We start from the raw sequence: 20,084 nt of genomic DNA, 5'->3' as shown, positions 1-20,084 counted from the left end.
TTATGATAGGTATCTTACACGATACGTTTAAATTTTTTTTCAATCTCTGTCTTACTCATGGCAATGATGGTTGGCCTTCCATGAGGACAGTTATAAGGATTTTCCAGTGTCAGAAGTTCATCGATCAGCTTGTCGGCTTCCTGGGGTGACATGGAATGATTGCCTTTTACAGCAGCTTTGCAGGCCATAGTTGCAAGCCTTGCGGTAAACAGTTCAAATGCATCTTTGGAGCCGTCTGCAGTGAGATGGTCCAGCATTTCCAGAAACAGCTCTTCTTCTGTCATTCCCAGAAGGCTGGAGGGAACCGCACTGATACTGTACTCCCTTCCGCCAAAGGGTTCGATCTCAAAGCCGAAATCCCGGAAATACTTTTTGTTTGCCTTCAGCAGATTCTCCTCCTCAAGGCTGAGTGAAACGATCAGTGGGGGACTTACATACTGGGACTGGATGTTCTGGGACTGAAACTGCTTTACGAATCGCTCATAATATACTTTTTCATGGGCAGCATGCTGGTCAATGATATAAAAATTATCCTCAAACTGTACCAGCCAGTAGGTATCAAACAGCTGTCCGATCAGTCTGTGGCGGCTTCTGGATTCAGGAGCAAGAAGCCGTTCTTCGAACAGTTCCAGCTGTTTTGGCGGTTCCTGTTCCTGCGATTTGATCGGCTCGTTGTCTACCTCAGGAGGTGCCGATTCAGCAGGCTTTTCAGAAATCACTTCATAATCTGCTGTTTCTGTAGCGGAATTTTCATTTCTTCCGTCTTTTAATGTTCCGGAAAACATTTCCTCTTCTTCTTTTGTGAAAGGCTGCGATTCATATACGGGATTTTCCCGCAGAGAATCCACACGTTTGTATTTATCTGCAGAAGAAGCTGAAGAATTGTGAGTTGTTTCAGCTGAACCATAGGAGGCGGTACCATTTGTTGGCTTATTATAAGGTATCGATGGAACCGGCGCTGTACTACGTACTTCAGAAGCTGTCGGTGCAGCATGGGAAGCTATATTTGCCGTCCGATTTGGGTGACCGTACATCTCCTGCCGCCGTTTTACTTCAAAAGGCTCCGGAATATTTCCTGGCTTTATCTGTTCTGTGCGGGATGTCGGTTCGTCTTTTCCAACAGATACCTGTGGGATCAGTTCTCTGTGGGTCAATACCTTGCGGACAGTTTCATAAATGGCCGTATAAACTTCGGTTTCTCTGGCAAAACGCACTTCTCTCTTTGCGGGATGCACATTAACATCCAGGTCATTGCCGTCCATTTCGATCCGAAGTGAGACAAACGGAAATTTATGCTGCATGACAAGTCCTTTATATCCGTCCTCAATGGCCTTGGTAATGATCTTGTTTTTTACATATCGGCCATTGATATAATAATTCTCAAAAGTACGGTTTCCTCTGGAAATCTCCGGTTTCCCCACAAAGCCCTCGATCTTCATGAAATCATTTTCGTAGGAAACATCCAGAAGCGCCTTGGCGATCTCCCGGCCGTAGACACTGTAGATCACATCTTTTACGCTGTAGTTTCCGGAACTGGAAAGCTTCACCTGACGGTTCTGGATATATTTAAAGGAGATTTCCGGATGGGAAAGCGCCAACTGCTCCATCAGAGTATTGATGTAACCGGCTTCTGTCATATCGGATTTCAGGAATTTGCTCCTTGCAGGTGTATTGTAAAAGAGGTTTCGGATCAGAAATGTTGTTCCCTCCGGTGCCCCCATTTCCTCCAGAGACTGTTCTTTTCCGCCTTCGATCACATAACGGGTACCACTGATCCCGGAAGGAGTCTTTGTGATCAGCTCCACCTGGGAGACGGCGGCAATACTGGAAAGTGCTTCACCACGGAAGCCAAGAGAGGCAATGTGGGTCAGGTCTTCTACTTTTTCAATTTTACTTGTGGCATGGCGGAGAAAAGCAAGCGGAACCTGCTCTGCATCCATTCCGGAGCCATTGTCCGTGATACGGATCAGCTTTTTTCCGCCGTCTGTGATCTCTACAGTAATAGCGGTAGCACCTGCGTCAATGGCATTTTCCACAAGCTCTTTTACAACAGAGGAGGGGCGCTCTACGACCTCTCCTGCTGCGATCTTATCAATGGTATTCTGGTCTAAAACTGCAATTTTTTTCAAGGGTCTCACCACCGGTTCTTAATTTTGTTCTGCAGGTTATAGAGAATGTTCAAAGCTTCCATTGGTGTCAGATTCCCGATCTCCAGGTTTTTGATCTCTTCAATGATATCATTGTCCTGTACCGTGTCAAACAGTGACATCTGTGCCATATCTAACTGATCATAGGTGATCTTCTGCTTTTTCTTTGGAGCAGTTAGATCTTTTACAGCTGCAGTGATATCTGCATCACTGAGCTCCTCTACCAGTTCCTTGGCACGCTGGATCACGGAATCCGGAACACCGGCAAGCTTGGCTACCTGGATACCATAGCTTTTATCTGCTCCGCCTTTTACGATCTTACGCAGGAATACGATATCGTCGCCTTTTTCCTTGACAGCGATACAGTAGTTGTTGACACCGGAAAGCTTGCCTTCCAGTTCGGTAAGCTCGTGATAATGGGTCGCAAATAAGGTCTTGGCGCCGCAGAGTTTGGTGTTGCTGATGTGTTCGATCACTGCCCAGGCAATGGAAAGGCCGTCAAAGGTACTAGTTCCACGTCCGATCTCATCCAGGATCAGAAGACTTCGGGAAGTGGCATTACGAAGAATGTTGGCAACCTCTGTCATCTCCACCATAAAGGTACTCTGTCCGCTTGCAAGGTCATCGGATGCTCCCACACGGGTGAAGATCCGGTCAACCACACCGATATTCGCACTGTCCGCAGGAACAAAGCTTCCGATCTGTGCCATCAGTACGATCAATGCTGTCTGGCGCATGTATGTGGATTTTCCGGCCATGTTCGGTCCTGTGATAATGGAGATACGTTTTTTGTGGTTGTCAAGATACGTATCATTTGGAATGAACATATCGTTTTCAATCATCTGTTCCACAACCGGGTGGCGGCCATTTCGGATATCAATGAGGCCGGTCTCATTGATCTTGGGCCGGACAAAGTTATTCCTCTGTGCAACCAGTGCAAGGGAAGCAAAAACATCCAGAGCAGCTACTGCCTTTGCAGTACGCTGGATACGGACAACCTCAGCTCCAACCTGATCACGGATATCTGAAAACAGTTCAAATTCTAATGCATAAAGCTTATCTTCTGCTCCAAGGATCAGATCCTCCAGATCCTTCAGCTCCTGGGTGATGTAACGCTCTGCGTTGGTAAGGGTCTGTTTGCGGATATAGTCCTCCGGCACGAGATCCTTGAAGGTGTTGGTAACTTCCAGGGAATAGCCGAATACACGGTTATATTTGATCTTCAGGCTCTTAATACCGGTACGTTCCCGCTCTCTTGCTTCCAATTCAGATAACCACTTCTTTCCATCTGTCCGGGAGCGGCGGAATTTATCCACATCTTCGTTATAACCTTCCCGAATGATACCGCCGTCCTTTTGGGCAAGGGGTGGATCATCAGCAATGGAATTACGGATCAGATCGGTAATGTCTGACAATGGATCCATGTCTTCGTTGATCTGCATAAGCAGCGGAGATTTAAATTCTGCAAGGATCTGCTTTATATAAGGCAGCATTTCCAGGGAAGAGGCAAAGGAAACCAGATCTCTTGGGTTGGCAGATTTATAGCTGATACGGCTTATCAGACGTTCCAGATCGTAGATCGGATTTAAGTATTCCCGGATCTCATCACGATCCATAGGTTTTGCGTTCAGTTCTTCCAGGGCACCAAGTCTCTTTTCGATTTCCTCTGCATCGATCAGAGGCTGCTCCACATAAGAACGAAGGGTTCTTGCACCCATGGCAGTTTTGGTTTTATCCAGAACCCAGAGAAGAGAACCTCTTTTCTGCTTTTCGCGCATGGTTTCCACAAGCTCCAGGTTACGACGGCTGGAGCTGTCGATGAGCATATATTTTTCAGCAGAGTAAGGGCGGATGCTTGCCATATGGGAAAGTGCTGTTTTCTGTGTTTCCTTCAGATACAGGAACAGTGCACCGGAAGCAATGATCCCGCTGTCATAATCTCCGATCCCGAGACCTTCCAGATTTCCGACGTGAAAATGCTCTTTCAGGGTTTTCTGGCACAGCTGGTCGTCAAAGTACCAGGGATCCAGAGCAAATACACAGATTCCAAGACGCCCCTTCAGATCCGCTACATCCACACCGCTTAAAAGAAAGGCGTCATTGCAGATGATCTCTGCAGGTGTAAATTTATTGATCTCATCCAGAAGCTTCTGAGGTTTATCCAGTTCTGTGAGAAAACAGTCACCGGTTGTGATATCTGCAATTGCACAGCCAAAATGCTCTCCAATGGAGACGATGGACATCAGATAATTGTTTTTGGACTCGTCCAGTGACATGGTATCCAGAGTAGTTCCCGGCGTGACAATGCGGACAACCTCTCGTTTAACAAGACCCTTGGCTTTTTTCGGATCTTCTACCTGTTCGCAGATGGCAACCTTATAGCCCTTTTCGATCAGCCGGTTGATATAAGTTTCCGCAGCATGAAAAGGAACGCCACACATGGGCGCTCTCTCTTCCAATCCGCAGTCTTTTCCTGTAAGTGTGATCTCCAGTTCCTTGGATGCAGTCAGCGCATCATCAAAGAACATTTCATAAAAATCGCCCAGACGGTAAAAAAGGATACAGTCGCTGTACTCTTCTTTGGTCTTTACGTATTCTTTCATCATCGGTGATAATGTACTGGTATCAGCCGGAAACCCAGTGTTTATGCGGGTTTCAGATGCCTTATATTTTTTTTTGACCCACTTTTGACCCATTTTTTTCTCTTCTTCAGTGTTTCTTGCTTTTTCCAAATATTTAAACCTCTTCCTAAATTGTCATTTTATCAGTAAAATTAGCTTTCTTTTCCATACTTTTCTTCATAATTTCTTATCGTGGTTGCTTTAAGATTCCGAACCTTATAAAGTTCCATCCATTTCTCATACCATTTTGAAACGGACATACTCGAATCAAAGCCTGGAATACCTGGGAGAACTTCCGCCAAATACATGTTTCTTTGCTTTTTCACCTGCTGAAGATTTGTTCCATAGATAGAAAAAGGCGGTTGCCAGATCCCTTAATTGTGATTCTGGCTTCTTACCGCCCATCTTTTCTTTGTCGGATTCCCTTACCTATTTCTTTTCCTCTTAGATTTTTTCCATAACATTACCATCCTTTTTCTAATAACAATAGATGATCATGCATGGCACTGGACTTAATTTTAACACAACCCCAAAAACCTTTCAAGACTGCCGATCTATCCATTTCTGAAATTTTTTCTTATCAATCAGGGTTCTTCGCCCAATTCGTACCATGAAGGTATTATTCTTCATAAGAATTCTCATGGTTTTCTCTGAAAGACCTGTGCGTTCACAGGCTTCCTTGACTGATATAAGAATCTTATCGTTATCTGCTGCTTGTATTTTTTATGTATCATATATATTACAGCCAATATCTGAAGGCAGATGATATTGGCTGTTCCTCTCTTCGATTAAATTATTCTTTTGTCATCTGATTTTAATTTCTATTTTTCCTTCCACTAGGCTATATAAATCCAGAGGATCTTCATCACTTTCATAAACACGTCCTACGCCTTCTCCGTAAGTATCTTCTGTTCCTGTTTCATATTTTTTATATGTTGTTCTGTTTTTTTCTTCTTTATTTACATATAATTCTAATGTCACCGTTTTAGCATCTGGAGAAATTCCTTTATATTTTGTATTATTTCTGCTTTCTTCAAACACAGTCTCTGTGTCTCCATAATTTGTCATTCTATAAAGCCCCTGATTTCCTTTATCGTCGGTTCCTATTAAATAATAATCTTCATATTCTTTATTATTCAAATTTCCATAAATTGTACTTGCCAAATCGTTTAAGCTCATTTTTGAAATCGTCAGATTTTGATTTGGAGATATCTTTATTTTTTTATTCACATTTACATTTATTGTATTCTTCTCCAGTTCTTCCCAATTTGATGAAAATTCAAAAATATAGTCATCCGTATCTTTTGTATCTGCAGTATCCATTTCTGTTGGATCAAATAACCATACTTTCATTTTTATATCTGCTGTATTATCTTTAATAGTTGTATCTTCCACCCTATAATGACAAACCTGACCATCTGTTCCGTTCTCCTTTTTCTCCAGAGCATATGTTCCATCTAACTGTGCCGCTTTTCCATTTATCTCCACTTCTGTTAGTAGAATAGTATCCTTTTCTTTTGAATCATTTATATTATCAGATATTGCCACCCATAAATTCTCCTTATCAGCAGCAATTTCATCTAATGTAATAGAAATTCCATTTTTAGTAATCGTTTTTCCAACACTATCTATATATGATTCTACATTTTCATTGATCCCCAATGCAGTTTGAATCCACGAAGTAATCTGTTCCCAGGCCGCCTTTATCTCATGCGGATGTCCCAAGCCTCCTATCAATAATGCTATTACAACTCCTGCTGCTGCAATCTTTGCTAATTTTAATTTCAAATTAACATTTCGCTTTTTCCATGGCAAGGAAGCTTCGTAAACAAATTTTTCATCTATTTCTCCCATCAGATCCAAAAAATTGTTTTCTTTTTTCATATGATTTCTTTCACCTCTTCCCATAATTTGTTTCTGCTTCGAAAAAGACTGGATTTAATTTTAGTCTCAGAGCATCCATGTCTTTTTGCAATGTCTTTAATATTATCCATATACCAATATCGCCTGACAAAAATATCCCTGTCTCCTGCTTTTAAATCACTCAAAAAATTTTCTAAAATATTCAAAATTTCCTTTTTCTTTATATCCTCTTCCACATAATCCTTTATTGTATTTTCCAGTTTTTCCACTTCACCACAAATATCCATCATATGTGTATCTGCTCTTTTTGAAGCATTTTTCTTTCTGAAATTGTCCAATGCCAAATTTCTGGTTATTTTTCCAAGAAATGCAGATAATTTTGTTGGCGTTTTGGGCGGAATCTTATTCCACGTTATCAGCCACGTATCATTTACGCATTCTTCTGAATCTTCTGTGTTATATAAAATATTCCATGCAATCTTAAAGCAAAATTTTTCGTACTTTACTTCTACCTGGCGAATTGCATCTTCTGATCTTTCTAAAAATAAATTTATAATATGTATATCTTCCATATCACATTTCTCCCCTGTATATTAGTGTTTTTATGCAGATAGGTTATTTGCAGTGTGCCATATTAATGTTTTCTATTATATAGAACGTATTTTTTTCTGTTTGGTTGCACTTTTTTTCTATTTTTATAATTTTTTTTTGTTACCATGCTTCCATTATCACTATAACATATTATCTAAACATTCTTCTCTCTTGGTCAACTATTAATATCGTAATCTACTTCTGCAAATAAAACTACATGCAAAAAATGAAAAAAGGAGCTGCCATTCCATGTGTATTCATGAAAGACAGCTCCTGCTTGAATCATTTTTATTTAACAACTACTTTTACTTTTTTACGGATCTTTCCAGATTTCACTGTGATATAGGCTGTTCCCTTTTTCTTTCCGGTGATCACGCCCTTGGAATTTAGCGTCACGCTCTTCTTATTCGAAGAACTGTAGGTAACCTTCTCCTGGGAAGTAATCTGGCTGATGACTGGTTTCAGCGTAAGTTTTTTTATTCCTTGCAACAGTCACGCTTGATTTCAGTCCGGTGATCTTTGTTGTTCTTACCGTTGTTTTCTGCACAGTAACGGAAATGACCTGTTTCTTGCCGCTGGCCAGTGTAATGGTCACTTTGATTATTATTTGAATTCCAGCCCTCAGCCTTTTCATTGACAGAGGGCTAATTTTGGCTTAACAATTATTGAGCATCCCTTAACTGATCTACAATGCTGCATTTCGCTGCGTTATCATACATCATGCAGGGAATCAGCCACCCAAGCAGAAGAAATACCGGAATTGTCAGCAGGACAGGCAGAACGGTGAACCGATACTCAAAGAACCAGAACATACTGCCCAGCATTTTCCCCGCAAGAGGTCCCACCGCCAGTGAAAGCACAAAGGCCACCGATACAGAAGACATTGCGTAAAACAACCCCTCGTAGATCAGCATGGTTTTGAGCTGTCGGGGCGTCATTCCTACAGCCTGAAGCACCGCAAATTCCCGGCGGCGGGAAAGAATACCGGTCATCATGGCGTTGAAGAAATTTAAGAGTCCCACCAGCCCAATGATAGCACAGAGGATACCACCGATCAGAAGGAACATCTGCCGGAACTGAGCAAACTCAGAGCGAACCGTGGCTTTGCTTTCATACATCAAGGGCGAAAACTCACCGGCCGTGAGCTTTGACAGATATTGCTCTGCTTCGGCCTCGTCAGCTTCGTCCGCTGTGTCGAACAGGTAGAGCATCGGAACGACTGCACCACCGCTGTCCCTCTGTGCGGTGGCCACAGGCAAAACTGCGTTATATCCAATACCACCATAACGATAACCCATGGAGTTCGGAAGTTCTACCAAGGCGCAGACCGTGTACTCTACATCTCTGGCCCCATACAATTTTGCCTGAAGGTACTCCTCCGGTGTGTCTTCGTTGCACAGTTCCCCGGTGCGGCTGTCGATATATTTCACATCATCCGCATAGGTAGCCGTGATCGTGTCTCCCACCTTGGGGTAGTATTCAGGATTGGGCAGATTGCCGTAATCATCCAAAGAAACCGCAATGGCAATGGCGTTATTGTCCGGCTCCAGCATAGGAGAAATATCTCCGTCGAACACTTGCAGCTTGTCAAACAGACTGTTATCCAGAGCCTCGATTCTGGTATCTCCCATCACCATATTGCCCCGGTGCTCCATGCGGCTCATATGGCTGTCCAACTGCTCGGCACTTTCGTACCTTGCATAGTCTTGCCGCAGAGCATCCTCCGTCATCCACAGGTATGCGGTTTTTAGCACAGCATATCCCGTGCCGGAAAGACTGGCCTTTGTGTTTGCTGCGATCTCCTCGATCTGTTCTGGCGTGATGAATTCATCTGCCGGGTTGAAACGGAAATAGTCGGGAGTGCTGACGATAAAATCGGCGCAGGTCATGGAGGATACATACTTCTCCATGCTGAAGCCTCCCACAAAGGCACACAGCGCATTGAACAGTGTCACCGACAGTGCCAGAGACACCACCACCAGCACCGTCTTTTTCTTGTTTCGTCCCAGATTGGCAAAGGCCATCTGATGGAGCTTGGCTCCCCGGGTGCTGCGCTGTTTTTTCTTAGTCTGCATCACATCCGTATATTTGGTAGCCTCCACTGGAGAGACCTTGGCTGCCATTTTTCCGGGCTTGGAGCAGGACAAGAGCACCGTCAACAAGGCAAACAGCATGGAACCAAGGAAGATCACAGGTGATGTGCTGATGGTGGTGATGCCTGCATCCAACTGGGTGGAGCGCAAGACAACAGGCACCAGAACAGCGCCGATGCCGTAGCCCAGCAACAGTCCTGCCGGAATGCCGATCAGACAAAATAGAAGTGCCTGCTGGCGAATGATACGTTTGAGCTGCCGGGGCGTTGTGCCAATGGTTTTCAGAAGTCCGTAAAACCGGATATCCCCCGCAACAGAGATCTGGAAAATGTTATAGATGATAAGATACCCAGTGAAAATCACCAGCAACAGAAAAGCTGCTATGGCGATCATCAGCTCTGGATCGAGCTGCGACTCCAGTTGGGATGAGGTATATCCCCAATTGACGCCGATTCGAACGCTGTTGGGATCAGTATAGCTGTCCCATGTGTAACCAAGATCGGTATCCACCTGCTCCATCTGCCCTTGAATGTTTGTGCCGGAAGCCAGCATGACATTCAAATCGGTGCGGAAAGGCTGTAACCCTGTTTTCACTGCCTGCGCTTCGATGTCATCTGCGTAATCACGGCTGATGTTGATGTAGTGAACAGGCATTAGTTCATCATAGTCCCAATAGCCCACCAGCGTAAAGGTATCTGTTACAGTAAAGGCGGTTTGATCCTTGTCCGTGATGGAATAGGAAACCGTGACCTCGGCGCCCAGCTCCGGCGTTACGCCAAGCAGCTGCAACGCTGCCGTATCCATGGCTACTTCTTTGCCGCTTTCGGGCATCCGCCCGGTAGTAGGGGTGGCATAACTCCATTTGGTGCAGTTGGCATCCATGTAGCTGATCTCTGCAGGTGTTTTGGAAAAGACACCATCCACAGTGATGCCGATCACCTTCCGTGCCCCCGCAGCCTTCACCTTTGGATGAGCAGCGATACGTTCCGCCTGCTCGGGGGAAACATCTTTAAAGGTACCGTGTGCATAGCCGCCTACCTGCCGAAACTGGTAGGTTTCATAACTGGCGTTCAACGACAAGACAATGGTAAACATGGAAGTAAATAGCAGCGTTGTCAGCGCAATGGCAAAAATGGCGATCAGATTGCGGCGACGGTTCGCATAAAGGGATTTTAAGCTGAGCTTTCGAATACATTTTTGATTTCTTACCTTCATCACGGTCACCTCCTCATCGGCCCGTGACAATGCGGCCATCTTCTATGCGGATGATCCGGTCAGATAGTTGGGCAATCTCTTCGTTGTGGGTGATCATCACGATGGTCTGGGCAAATTTTTGACTGCTCACCTTCAGCAGACTCAAAACATCCTGACTGGTCTTGCTGTCCAGATTGCCGGTGGGTTCATCTGCCAGAATGATAGCGGGTGCCGCTGCCAGCGCACGGGCAATGGCTACTCGCTGCTGTTGACCGCCTGAGAGCTGATTGGGCAGCGCATCCAGACGGTCGTTCAGTCCAAGCGTCTGCACGATCTGCTGCACAAAAGCCTTGTTTACCTTTCCGCCATCCAGTTCAGTGGGTAGAATGATATTTTCATATACATTCAGCACCGGAACAAGATTGTAGCTCTGAAATACAAAGCCGATTTTCCTGCGGCGGAAGATGGTCAGCGCTTCCTCCTTCAGGGAGAAAATATCCTGTCCGTCCACCATGACCGTGCCGCTTGTAGGGCGATCCAGCCCGCCCAGCATATGCAACAGCGTGGATTTTCCGGATCCGGATGTGCCGACAATTGCAACAAACTCTCCCTTCTTCACACTTAAATCAACTCCATCCAACGCATGAACGGCGTTATTACCGGAGCCATAAATCTTTTTCAGGTCTTTTGCCTGTAAAACCTCCATAAACAAGTACCTCCATGAAAAAATCTGTATGTATGAAAGGAAACGATCCTTTGATACATACAGATTATCGCATAGGATTCTTTCCACATTCTTTCCGGCGGAAAATGAAATCTAACAATTTTGATAGAATTGTTGTTATTTCGGCAGAAATATGGAAAACGTACTTCCTTTTCCCGGAACGGAAGCAACCTTGATATAACCGCCCTCACCGGATATAATCTGTCGGGCAAGGTATAAGCCGATGCCAACCCCTTCTTGTTCCTGAACAGCATTTGAACGATAAAAACGGGAAAATATCTTTGCCTGCTCGTTTTCCGGGATACCTGAACCGGTATCCGATATATCGATCCTTGTAAACATTTCGTAACTTACGGTAGAAATCGTGATTGTTCCATGCTCCGTATATTTGATGGCATTGTCTACAATATTAGCCAGTGCTTCCGCTGTCCATTTGAAGTCAAATGTAGCGGAAATATCTGTGTCGTACAGATATATGGATAATCCTTTTCCAGAAGCCTTGGCGGCATATTGTTCTACTACGCTTTCAAACAGCGGCTGAAGTGATGCTTGCTGAGGGGAAAGTGAAATGATCCCATTTTCCAGTCTGGAAAGTTTTACGAGAGAATCAATCAGAAATCGTAGCTTTTCCGATTGTTTGTACAGTGCCTCCACGTTTTCCTTTGCCGATGCAGGCAGAGTTTCCTCCATCAAAAGCTCGCTGTATAACAGCAGGTTTGCAATCGGCGTTTTCGTCTGGTGGGAAATGTCCGCAATCAAGGATTTGATTTTGTCTTTTTCCTGTGCCATATTTCGAGAAGATGCTTCTGCGGCAGAAAGATAGTGTGCAAACTTTGTTTCCAAAGCAGACAGCTGGCTTTCATCAAAAGTGATTTCAGAAAAAGAACCGGTCATGGCAACGTCCAACATCCTTTCGATTTCTTCCATCGTTTTTCTGACCTTTCTCCGCTCCCATAATACAACAGCTACCGCCGCCAGAAAACACAGCAGTATGATCACGATGCCGCTTTTATTCATCTTTTGTCACCCAGCTATAACCGATTCCATAGACGGTTTTAATGTATTTCTGTGCCCCAAGCTTATCCCTCAGACGCTTGATCGTAACAGACAAAGCATTTTCATCCACATATTCAGCACCATCTGTCCAAATCCTGTCTACAAGGTCTCCACGGGTCATGGTTCGACCACGATTTTCAACAAGCAGACGCAGTAATTTTTGCTCTGTTTTACTCAATTCCACTTTTGAATCTCCCACATAAAAGGTCATAGCTTCAAAGTCAAAGTGAAATAGATCAATATGGATCGGTGCATTTTTATGGCTTGACGCTTGCTTTCGCAGTTGGGTATTCACCCTTGCCCGCAAAACCGAAAGAGAAAAGGGCTTGGTAATGTAATCATCAGCGCCCCTCTCCAGTCCGTCCACGATGTCCAGATCGGTATCATTGGCAGTCAGCAGAATAACAGGAATCCCGGGTGTGTTTTCCTTGACCTCCCGGAGCAGCTCAAGCCCACTGCCATCCGGTAGATTGATATCCAACAGGATCAGGGATACACCGCCGCAAAGCAGCTGCTCCTTCGCCGTTTTCAGGTCTTGGCAGGAAATAATCTTCCGATCATCTACTTTCAGTGCTTTGCATAAACCTTGATTCAAACCAATATCATCTTCAACAATCAATAATTGCTCCATATATCTCACTCCCTCGTTACTCAAAGGTATTCGGCAAAGTTAATAACAAGACACAAAAATAACCGCCCCAGCAAAACTGAACGGTTATTTTCAATCAATTAAGTATGTGGACTAACCGTCTATCGGCAGCACACTTTTTCTATGATCATATTAGCACGCATATGTGACAATGTCAAAAAATTTCTTCATTCTCTTGGTTATTAATCTCCTTGATCAGCTGTACTGCCTTCTCTGTATCATCGGTTTTCACGAATATATCCACGCCATATATTCCAAATCCGGGTGCCCCATGCATTGCAACATTCGCACCTGCTTCCTGGGAAAAAGCTTCTATTTCACTTTGCTTTAACATTTCTACGAGCTGTTCTGTCTCTACTATATTCTGTGCATTATAAATCTTTGTCCATTCTGTCTTAGATTGGGAAGTTTCTTTTCTCTCCTGAACATTTGGTGAATTCTGATTTCTTTTTCGATTAATAAATGCTAAGGTCCTAAGAATAATAAATGACACAATAGTAATACCTATCAGAAATCCCAATGCCAATCGTGTTATCTGTGTTTCTGTAGCTCCCATTCTAAATAAACATGTACCATAGATGACTGTAAAAATTCCTGCACATATTACACTGGTGAGAAAATTCCGCCATATAGCAGCACTTTTTGGCAGGCATTTATCCCATATTCCATTATACACCATAATAGCTACATATAGGATTCCTCCTACTAAGACAGTTACTATCTCTCCCAAAACCAAACGAGTATCCACCATTAATAGCATCTGAATAATAATCGCTAACACACCAATCACAAACATTGATGCAAATGCAAGATTTCCAGCCTTTAATGCTTTTTGTTTCACCCATTCTTCATACACCGCAACTTTGTCCAGTGTTTCTTTCATATCTTTATTCATAGTCTGGCTCCTTTCTCCATCCAGGAGCTCTCTCATCTCAACATCGTAATATTCAGCAAGTTGAACAAGTACACTGAGATCTGGCATATTTATTCCTGTTTCCCATCTGGAAACTGTTCTTGCAGATACCCCAAACTTCTCGGCAAGCTGTTCTTGCGTAAGATTCTTTTCTTTACGACATTGCTTTAAAAAAGCTCCAATCTTTTTTGTATCCATATCTCTACCTCTCTTCCACTTACAGCTTACCAATATGCACCAAAATTACCACGACATAAAACGAGAATCCGTTAATTTTCAACCGGACATCTTATGTCTAGAATAAATAAACGGTATTTTCATACCGAAAACAAATACCTATAATCATTCCAACATTCAAACAAGAAGTATCTCTCGCCCAATGCGCTCGGTCAATTTCGATTGAGATTTCACCTGTTTTAAGAGATTTAATAACTGTTATATTTTGTTATCAAATTCACTGTAAACCATTGAAAACACTGAATTTGTCGCAGGTGAGCTTTCCCTTATTGTTTCCCTTGTGTTATATCGTCCCACCAGTGTTTACAAACTCTGATAAGGGCAAATACAAGGGCAAAAAAATCTGATAACACATTATAACACAAAATGAAAGTGACATGGTGAACTGATTGAAATGCTTCTAATTTTTGTAACTGATGATTGATTGAATGATAAGGAGATGCTATACGATGAGAACGATATTTGCAGAATGCAATCCACACAGAAACAGCATTGATGTTTACTGGTTATATGCTCCGCATTGATTGTTGGGAAGCTGAGAAGGACTTAAAAATCACGCCTGGATCAGACTGTGTATTAGATGCACTTGCTATTGATGAACCACTGGAATATGCAAGATTATATCTTGATGAAAATTTGCAAATGTGGATAGATGCAGAAGATTCATTAGAAATTTTTTGATTTTTAAACAAATACAACAGTTTAAATCACTATTAGCTACAATATTTCCGGAAAATTCATCATTGGTTTGTGTAAACGCAAAGAAAGGGCGTGTCAAATTGTCTGCTCTACGACGGCTTTTTTCTTTTGCCGTCGTCCAGCAGATGGTGTCTGTAGTTAGTTACTGACTATGGCTTTAATTTTTCGGATTAAATCAAAATCCGTTTTGCAGCAATAGTTACCATAGTACAGTTTGGCTTTTTGCTCTAACCTATCGAGACGGAGCAGGCAGTACAAACCAGCAAAGAAACCGCGATCAGGCAGCATCCAATAAATTTCCCAACTCTACGCATAACCGTTTCCTCACTGAACGAAAGTAAGGAACATGGCAAGCGCAACAATTCCCACCATCAGCAACGCCCAAAACGCGCTGATTGCCGTAGATACGATATTGATAACGCTGCGGCTTTCCCTGCTCCGCACACATACCACCGAAAGAATCAGGCCCAGCAGAACAAAAACGATATTGGCTCCGGCCCAAGCGGTTCGGACTCCGTCCGACAGCGAAAGGTGCAGAAGCGATGGGACAAGAGCCGCCAGCGGTAGTATGCTCACAATGAGCGCAGCGATACTAACTGATTGAAGTTTTTTCTTTTCCATAGTTTTACCTCATTTCTTTTTTCCCAAATTGGGTGACAGCCAGCGCGAAAAACAGGCCAAACACTACAATCGCGCACGGCAGGAACGGAAATACCGAAAAAGCGGCGTCGGAAGTTTCTGCTGTAAAGTCATGGAGAGAGCAGGAAACGAGATAACCGCTGTAACAATACGGGTAAGCGATCCACAGCGGCGTATTCGCAACCAATACACCGGGAATCACAAGCAGCAGATTTAATCCCACAGAAAGAAGCGGCTTTTCAAACAACACAGTGATGACCCACATAGCCGCAATGCACGGCAGCATAGTCAGAAACAGCCCCAAGCACCATTTCAGAAGATATAGGATTGGCAGGGTTTCTGTTACTCCCATTGTCTGTGTCGCAATCAACCCAGCGATTACAAATACGACAAGAAACACCACCATCTCCATAAACAGATAAAAGGTAAGCACACAGAATTGGGCAATGGATAATGCGCAGCGGCTGACCGGCAGCGCCAGCATTTTCAGAATCCCGTTATTTCCTGTTTCTCGTCCTGCGATCATCACGCAAACCACGATCATGCTGAATGGAAGCAGATAGTAGGCGTAAACAAGCGCACTTTGAATAAACATGGCAGCCCACGCATTGGTGTATTCCGGTGTAAAGTAGTTACTCAAATACGCAACCCCGGAAACCACCACCAATAAAGGTGCAATGAAAATCAGGGGTACGATTTTGGAGCGTTTTACTTTCATAAACTCGATTTTGAGTAAATCCAAAAAGCTCATTTCTTATTATCCCTCCTTACTCGTAGCGTCTGTACTTCGCCAGCCACAAGCCCACAGCAAGGAACAACAGTGTTTCCACCAAAGCGACAAGGGCAACCGTCGAATCAGGCTGGGCGCTCATGGCTACTGCTGGTTTCAAAATAATCACAAAAGGATGCACCAGCAAAAGCGTCAGCCCCGAATTTGCAAGGGCCATACCACTCAGAAAACCGGCAACACCAATTCCAAGCGGCCCCCACATATTTTCAAAGCGCGAGGAAATCAACAGCATAAACGACAGTACCGGCATGGATGTGAGAAAAGAGTATCCGGCAAAGCGTACCAGCGTACCCATCTCAAATGCTCCGTCCGGCAAGTCCGTCATTCCAATCTGTGCAAGTGCCAGGTTTTGCAGCACGATTGCAACCAAAAACATGACCGTCAGAATCAGAAATTTGCACAGATACATGGCCGGGACGCTGACGGGAAGCATATACATCTTCTTTACGGCACTTCCCTTAAATTCCATGTTGTAGATCATGCAGGTAGCAACCACGATACCGAACAGATTCAGCACCATAATCATGCCGTAGAGCTGGGTCAACAAGACATCCATCGGGGCCAGCGGCAGATTCAGAAGTGTGTCTTTCCGCACAATGAAATTGACAAATGCGTAGGCGGATCCCAAGACACCAACGGCCAGCAGCACGGGAATCACGCCGGTTCGCTTTTCTTTCCGAAGTTCGATTGCCAGCGTTTTCATAATTTTGCCCTCTGCTTTCTGTCCATGTTATCTTTCTCAACCATAGAAAGGAACACATCTTCCAGATTGTCCGCAGCGAAGCCGGATTGCAGGGCGTATTGACGCAGATCATTCATGCTTCCCTCAAACAGCAGCCGCCCGTGGTTGAGAATCCCAATGTCATCTGCAATCAATTCGATTTCAGACAGCATATGGGACGAGATCAGCACCGTGCAGTCGTAAAGGCTGGGCAAGGATTTTACCAGATTGCGGATTTCGTGGATACCAGACGGGTCAAGACCGTTTGTGGGTTCGTCCAGAATCAGAATCGGCGGACGCCCCAAGAGTGCCCCGGCAAGGCCCAAGCGTTGCTTCATTCCCAGCGAATACTGTTTTGCCAGCCGGTCGCCAAACTCGGTCAGCCCTACCAGTTCCAGAGCATCTTCCACATCAGCTTTCGGCAGTCCCAAAATACGGCGGATAATGTCAAGATTTTCCCGCCCGGTGAGATTTGCGTAGAAAGACGGCGCTTCGATGAAAGAGCCGATCTCTTTGAGAATGGCAATCCGATCCTGCGGAAACTGTTTCCCATCAATGGTAAAGCTGCCTTTTGTGGGAGCGGTCAACCCCAACAGCATTTTCATGGTAGTGGATTTGCCTGCCCCGTTCGGGCCAAGAAAACCATAAATGCTGCCCTTGCGAATATGAAGCGAAACATGATTGACCGAAGTGAAGTTCTTATATTTCTTGGTCAAATGTTCCGTTGTAATGATATAGTCCATAGAAACATCTCCTTTCGATGCTTCTATGGTACAACTTCAACCTGACATCTACATTCTCCCGTCCTTACTTTTACCTTACTTTTCAAGGAACAAGAACGCAGAATGGACAGCCCATGATATAATAGAAACAAATAAAATCAGATTGGAGAAACTGCTATGGATAATTCCTTTTTACATACTAAAAGGCTCCTGTTGGTAGATGATGAACAGGAACTATTGAAAATGGTTTCAGATATATTGAAAGATGCAGGATTTGAAACTGTCCTTACCGCAATGACGGTCAAAGAAGCTATTTTGACCGCAAAAGAGGAAACTCCCGATTTAATTGTTTTGGACGTCATGCTGCCGGATGGGGATGGCTTTTCTCTGATGCAGCATTTCCGCACTTTTACCAATGTGCCGATCATTTTCTTAACAGCAAAGGACGAAGCAGCAGACAAATTATCGGGATTGGGGCTTGGTGCAGATGACTACATTTCTAAGCCCTTTATGCCGCAGGAACTGTTACTGCGTATCTATGCGGTACTGCGGCGAACCTACAAAGAGGATTCACCGCTGCTTGTTTTGGATGGATGTACGATTGATTTCAGTCGGGCCGAAGTCCATAAGGGCAGCGATATTATTTCCCTGACAGCCAAAGAACATACTTTACTTGAAACGCTCGCCCGTAATGCTGGAAAGATTGTTACCGTAGATGCGCTTTGTGAAGCCCTCTGGGGGGATAATCCTTTTGGCTACGAAAACAGCCTCAATGCTCATGTCCGGCGCGTCCGGGAAAAGATTGAAACCGATCCATCAAAACCCGTGTCCCTAATAACCATTAAAGGATTAGGCTATAAGCTGATAGCAAGGAAGTGATGTCATGAAATCATTCGGAAGTTATATATCTAAATATCTTGTGTCGTTCGTTGCCTTTATTCTGATATTGCTTTTTCTTAATGCAGTAGTATTCGGTCTGACTTTTCAAAAGATTGTGACCGAGGATTATGGCGATTCATCCCCGCAAGCCATGTTGGAAATGACTGCTACCGCCGCTACGCCGGAACAATTATCGGATGAGGCGGTGCAAATGCTCCGACAGAATCATATTTGGGCGATCTACTTGAACACAGATGGTCAATGTTATTGGTCGGTTGATTTGCCGGACAATGTGCCGAAAAATTACACAATTCAAGATGTCGCACTATTTTCAAAAGGGTATATTGAGGATTACCCGGTTTTTATTTGGAACACCGATGATGGGTTGTTGGTGCTGGGCTATCCCACAGACAGCTACACAAAACTCACCAGCAATTACTATTCCATTGCAGCACTTCAACGACTCCCCATCTTTGTGCTGGGGATGCTTGGCTTGGATTTGCTGTGCCTCTTTTCAGCCTATTACTTTTCCAAACGCAGAATCATTCACAATACCGAACCGATTGTGTCCGCTGTGGAAACTTTGGCAGACGGAAAGCCAGTTTCACTTCATATCAGCGGAGAACTATCGGAAATTGCAAGCAGTGTAAACAAAGCTTCTTCCATTTTGAATAGGCAAAATGAAGCGCGGGCGAACTGGATCAGCGGCGTTTCCCATGACATCCGCACACCTCTCTCTATGATTATGGGGTATGCGGGCCGTATTGCAGAAAGTAAAGCTGCCAGCAAGAGCATCCGTGAACAGGCGGAAATAGTACGGAAGCAAAGTGTAAAAATCAAAGAGCTGGTGCAGGATTTGAATTTAGTATCGCAGTTGGAATATGAGATGCAGCCGCTTCATAAAGAGATGGTTCGCTTATCCAAACTACTGCGATCCTATATAGCAGACCTGTTGAATGCAGGAATTTCCGATAGCTACAACATCGGAATTAAAATCACTCCTGACGCCGAAAATGCTGTGTTGGAATGTGATGCCAGATTGATTTCGCGGGCTGTAAACAACCTTGTCCAGAACAGCATGAAACACAACCCACAGGGCTGTGAAGTCTGCCTTTCGCTTACAGCATCGCAAAACCATCTTATCTTGGCGGTTACGGATAACGGAACGGGTCTGTCTGCTGAAAAGCTGCAAGAGCTGGAAGAAAAACCGCATTATATGGAAAGCACAGATGAACGGCTTGATTTAAGACATGGGCTTGGATTGCTGATTGTCCAACAAGTCGCCATAGCTCATAACGGCAATTTCAAACTTACTAATGTTTTCCCGAAAGGGTGTGAAGCTACTTTAATATTCCCGTGGTTAACGGGTGAACCGAACAGAGGTGGGGAACGGCAGCGGCAGACAATTGGAGTATCTCCGAAATAATGGCACCAAGAACAGCCATTATTGTACTGAATTACACGGAACGATAATGCCGATGCAATGTTATACGTGCCCGGGAGGAGCAATGCTTTTTTAACTGATGTAGATCATGCGAGCTTTGAA

17 protein-coding genes and 1 pseudogene are annotated in these 20,084 nt (G+C 44.1%); 3 read left to right on the top strand and 15 right to left on the bottom strand.

Annotated features, from left to right (window positions below; translation table 11 throughout):
* Nucleotides 1-14: 14 nt before the first annotated feature.
* From mutL to EAI83_RS01190, 11 genes are all read right to left on the bottom strand, one after another.
* Entirely contained in the window at nucleotides 15-2,129 is a 2,115-nt protein-coding gene (mutL, locus tag EAI83_RS01240) for a DNA mismatch repair endonuclease MutL (RefSeq protein ID WP_044961807.1), read from the bottom strand.
* 5 nt (nucleotides 2,130-2,134) lie between these two features.
* The gene (mutS, locus tag EAI83_RS01235; protein WP_015525114.1) at nucleotides 2,135-4,753 is read right to left on the bottom strand and encodes a DNA mismatch repair protein MutS; all 2,619 of its coding nucleotides are present in this window, start codon (nucleotides 4,751-4,753) and stop codon (nucleotides 2,135-2,137) included.
* A 555-nt stretch (nucleotides 4,754-5,308) separates the two neighbouring features.
* Nucleotides 5,309-5,458 carry a helix-turn-helix domain-containing protein gene (locus EAI83_RS17985; RefSeq protein ID WP_227588800.1) on the bottom strand — a complete coding sequence of 50 codons (150 nt, stop codon included), beginning with the start codon at nucleotides 5,456-5,458 and terminating at the stop codon, nucleotides 5,309-5,311.
* A 114-nt stretch (nucleotides 5,459-5,572) separates the two neighbouring features.
* On the bottom strand, nucleotides 5,573-6,676 hold the full coding sequence (locus EAI83_RS01225; RefSeq protein ID WP_129974496.1) for a DUF4179 domain-containing protein: 1,104 nt from the start codon (nucleotides 6,674-6,676) through the stop codon (nucleotides 5,573-5,575).
* Nucleotides 6,649-7,203 (bottom strand): RNA polymerase sigma factor, encoded by a 555-nt coding sequence (locus tag EAI83_RS01220; RefSeq protein WP_129974495.1) that lies wholly within the window; start codon nucleotides 7,201-7,203, stop codon nucleotides 6,649-6,651. The genes EAI83_RS01225 and EAI83_RS01220 overlap by 28 nt, the downstream gene beginning before the upstream one ends.
* A gap of 307 nt (nucleotides 7,204-7,510) precedes the next feature.
* On the bottom strand, nucleotides 7,511-7,711 hold the full coding sequence (locus EAI83_RS01215) for an Ig-like domain-containing protein (protein WP_173907075.1): 201 nt from the start codon (nucleotides 7,709-7,711) through the stop codon (nucleotides 7,511-7,513).
* A 173-nt stretch (nucleotides 7,712-7,884) separates the two neighbouring features.
* Nucleotides 7,885-10,530: an ABC transporter permease gene (locus EAI83_RS01210; protein WP_129974494.1), complete on the bottom strand. Its 2,646-nt coding sequence runs from the start codon at nucleotides 10,528-10,530 to the stop codon at nucleotides 7,885-7,887.
* A gap of 13 nt (nucleotides 10,531-10,543) precedes the next feature.
* On the bottom strand, nucleotides 10,544-11,215 hold the full coding sequence (locus EAI83_RS01205; protein ID WP_129974493.1) for an ABC transporter ATP-binding protein: 672 nt from the start codon (nucleotides 11,213-11,215) through the stop codon (nucleotides 10,544-10,546).
* A gap of 135 nt (nucleotides 11,216-11,350) precedes the next feature.
* Nucleotides 11,351-12,250, bottom strand: coding sequence for a sensor histidine kinase (locus tag EAI83_RS01200; protein ID WP_129974492.1), 900 nt, complete (start codon nucleotides 12,248-12,250; stop codon nucleotides 11,351-11,353).
* Nucleotides 12,243-12,920, bottom strand: a complete 678-nt coding sequence (locus EAI83_RS01195) for a response regulator transcription factor (RefSeq protein WP_118369274.1) — start codon at nucleotides 12,918-12,920, stop codon at nucleotides 12,243-12,245. Before EAI83_RS01195 ends, EAI83_RS01200 begins: the two co-directional genes overlap by 8 nt.
* 172 nt (nucleotides 12,921-13,092) lie before the next feature.
* Entirely contained in the window at nucleotides 13,093-14,049 is a 957-nt protein-coding gene (locus EAI83_RS01190; protein ID WP_092072146.1) for a helix-turn-helix domain-containing protein, read from the bottom strand.
* A 488-nt stretch (nucleotides 14,050-14,537) separates the two neighbouring features.
* On the opposite strand from EAI83_RS01190, the pseudogene EAI83_RS01180 reads away from it, so the two are divergent.
* Nucleotides 14,538-14,769 (top strand): annotated as a pseudogene (locus EAI83_RS01180) (DUF6061 family protein).
* A gap of 342 nt (nucleotides 14,770-15,111) precedes the next feature.
* Here EAI83_RS01180 and EAI83_RS01170 read toward each other — a convergent pair.
* The 4 genes from EAI83_RS01170 to EAI83_RS01155 are packed head-to-tail and all read right to left on the bottom strand — an operon-like array spanning nucleotide 15,112 to nucleotide 17,680.
* Nucleotides 15,112-15,408: a hypothetical protein gene (locus EAI83_RS01170; protein WP_021653130.1), complete on the bottom strand. Its 297-nt coding sequence runs from the start codon at nucleotides 15,406-15,408 to the stop codon at nucleotides 15,112-15,114.
* A 4-nt stretch (nucleotides 15,409-15,412) separates the two neighbouring features.
* Nucleotides 15,413-16,177 (bottom strand): ABC transporter permease, encoded by a 765-nt coding sequence (locus EAI83_RS01165; RefSeq protein WP_129974491.1) that lies wholly within the window; start codon nucleotides 16,175-16,177, stop codon nucleotides 15,413-15,415.
* A 16-nt stretch (nucleotides 16,178-16,193) separates the two neighbouring features.
* Nucleotides 16,194-16,919 (bottom strand): ABC transporter permease, encoded by a 726-nt coding sequence (locus EAI83_RS01160; RefSeq protein ID WP_129974490.1) that lies wholly within the window; start codon nucleotides 16,917-16,919, stop codon nucleotides 16,194-16,196.
* Nucleotides 16,916-17,680: an ABC transporter ATP-binding protein gene (locus EAI83_RS01155; RefSeq protein WP_119243647.1), complete on the bottom strand. Its 765-nt coding sequence runs from the start codon at nucleotides 17,678-17,680 to the stop codon at nucleotides 16,916-16,918. The genes EAI83_RS01160 and EAI83_RS01155 overlap by 4 nt, the downstream gene beginning before the upstream one ends.
* Nucleotides 17,681-17,836: 156 nt before the next feature.
* Between EAI83_RS01155 and EAI83_RS01150 the strand changes: the two genes are divergently transcribed.
* Both EAI83_RS01150 and EAI83_RS01145 read left to right on the top strand, forming a co-directional pair.
* Complete coding sequence (locus EAI83_RS01150) at nucleotides 17,837-18,538, top strand: response regulator transcription factor (protein ID WP_129974489.1); 702 nt, start codon at nucleotides 17,837-17,839, stop codon at nucleotides 18,536-18,538.
* A 4-nt stretch (nucleotides 18,539-18,542) separates the two neighbouring features.
* Complete coding sequence (locus tag EAI83_RS01145) at nucleotides 18,543-19,964, top strand: sensor histidine kinase (RefSeq protein ID WP_243113432.1); 1,422 nt, start codon at nucleotides 18,543-18,545, stop codon at nucleotides 19,962-19,964.
* Nucleotides 19,965-20,084: the final 120 nt, after the last annotated feature.

This window comes from Blautia sp. aa_0143 (assembly GCF_004167315.1).
In the GTDB taxonomy this organism is placed as follows: domain Bacteria; phylum Bacillota; class Clostridia; order Lachnospirales; family Lachnospiraceae; genus Blautia_A; species Blautia_A fusiformis.
Note: the sequence above shows the minus strand (reverse complement) of the source record. Positions and strands in the feature narration are given on the sequence as shown.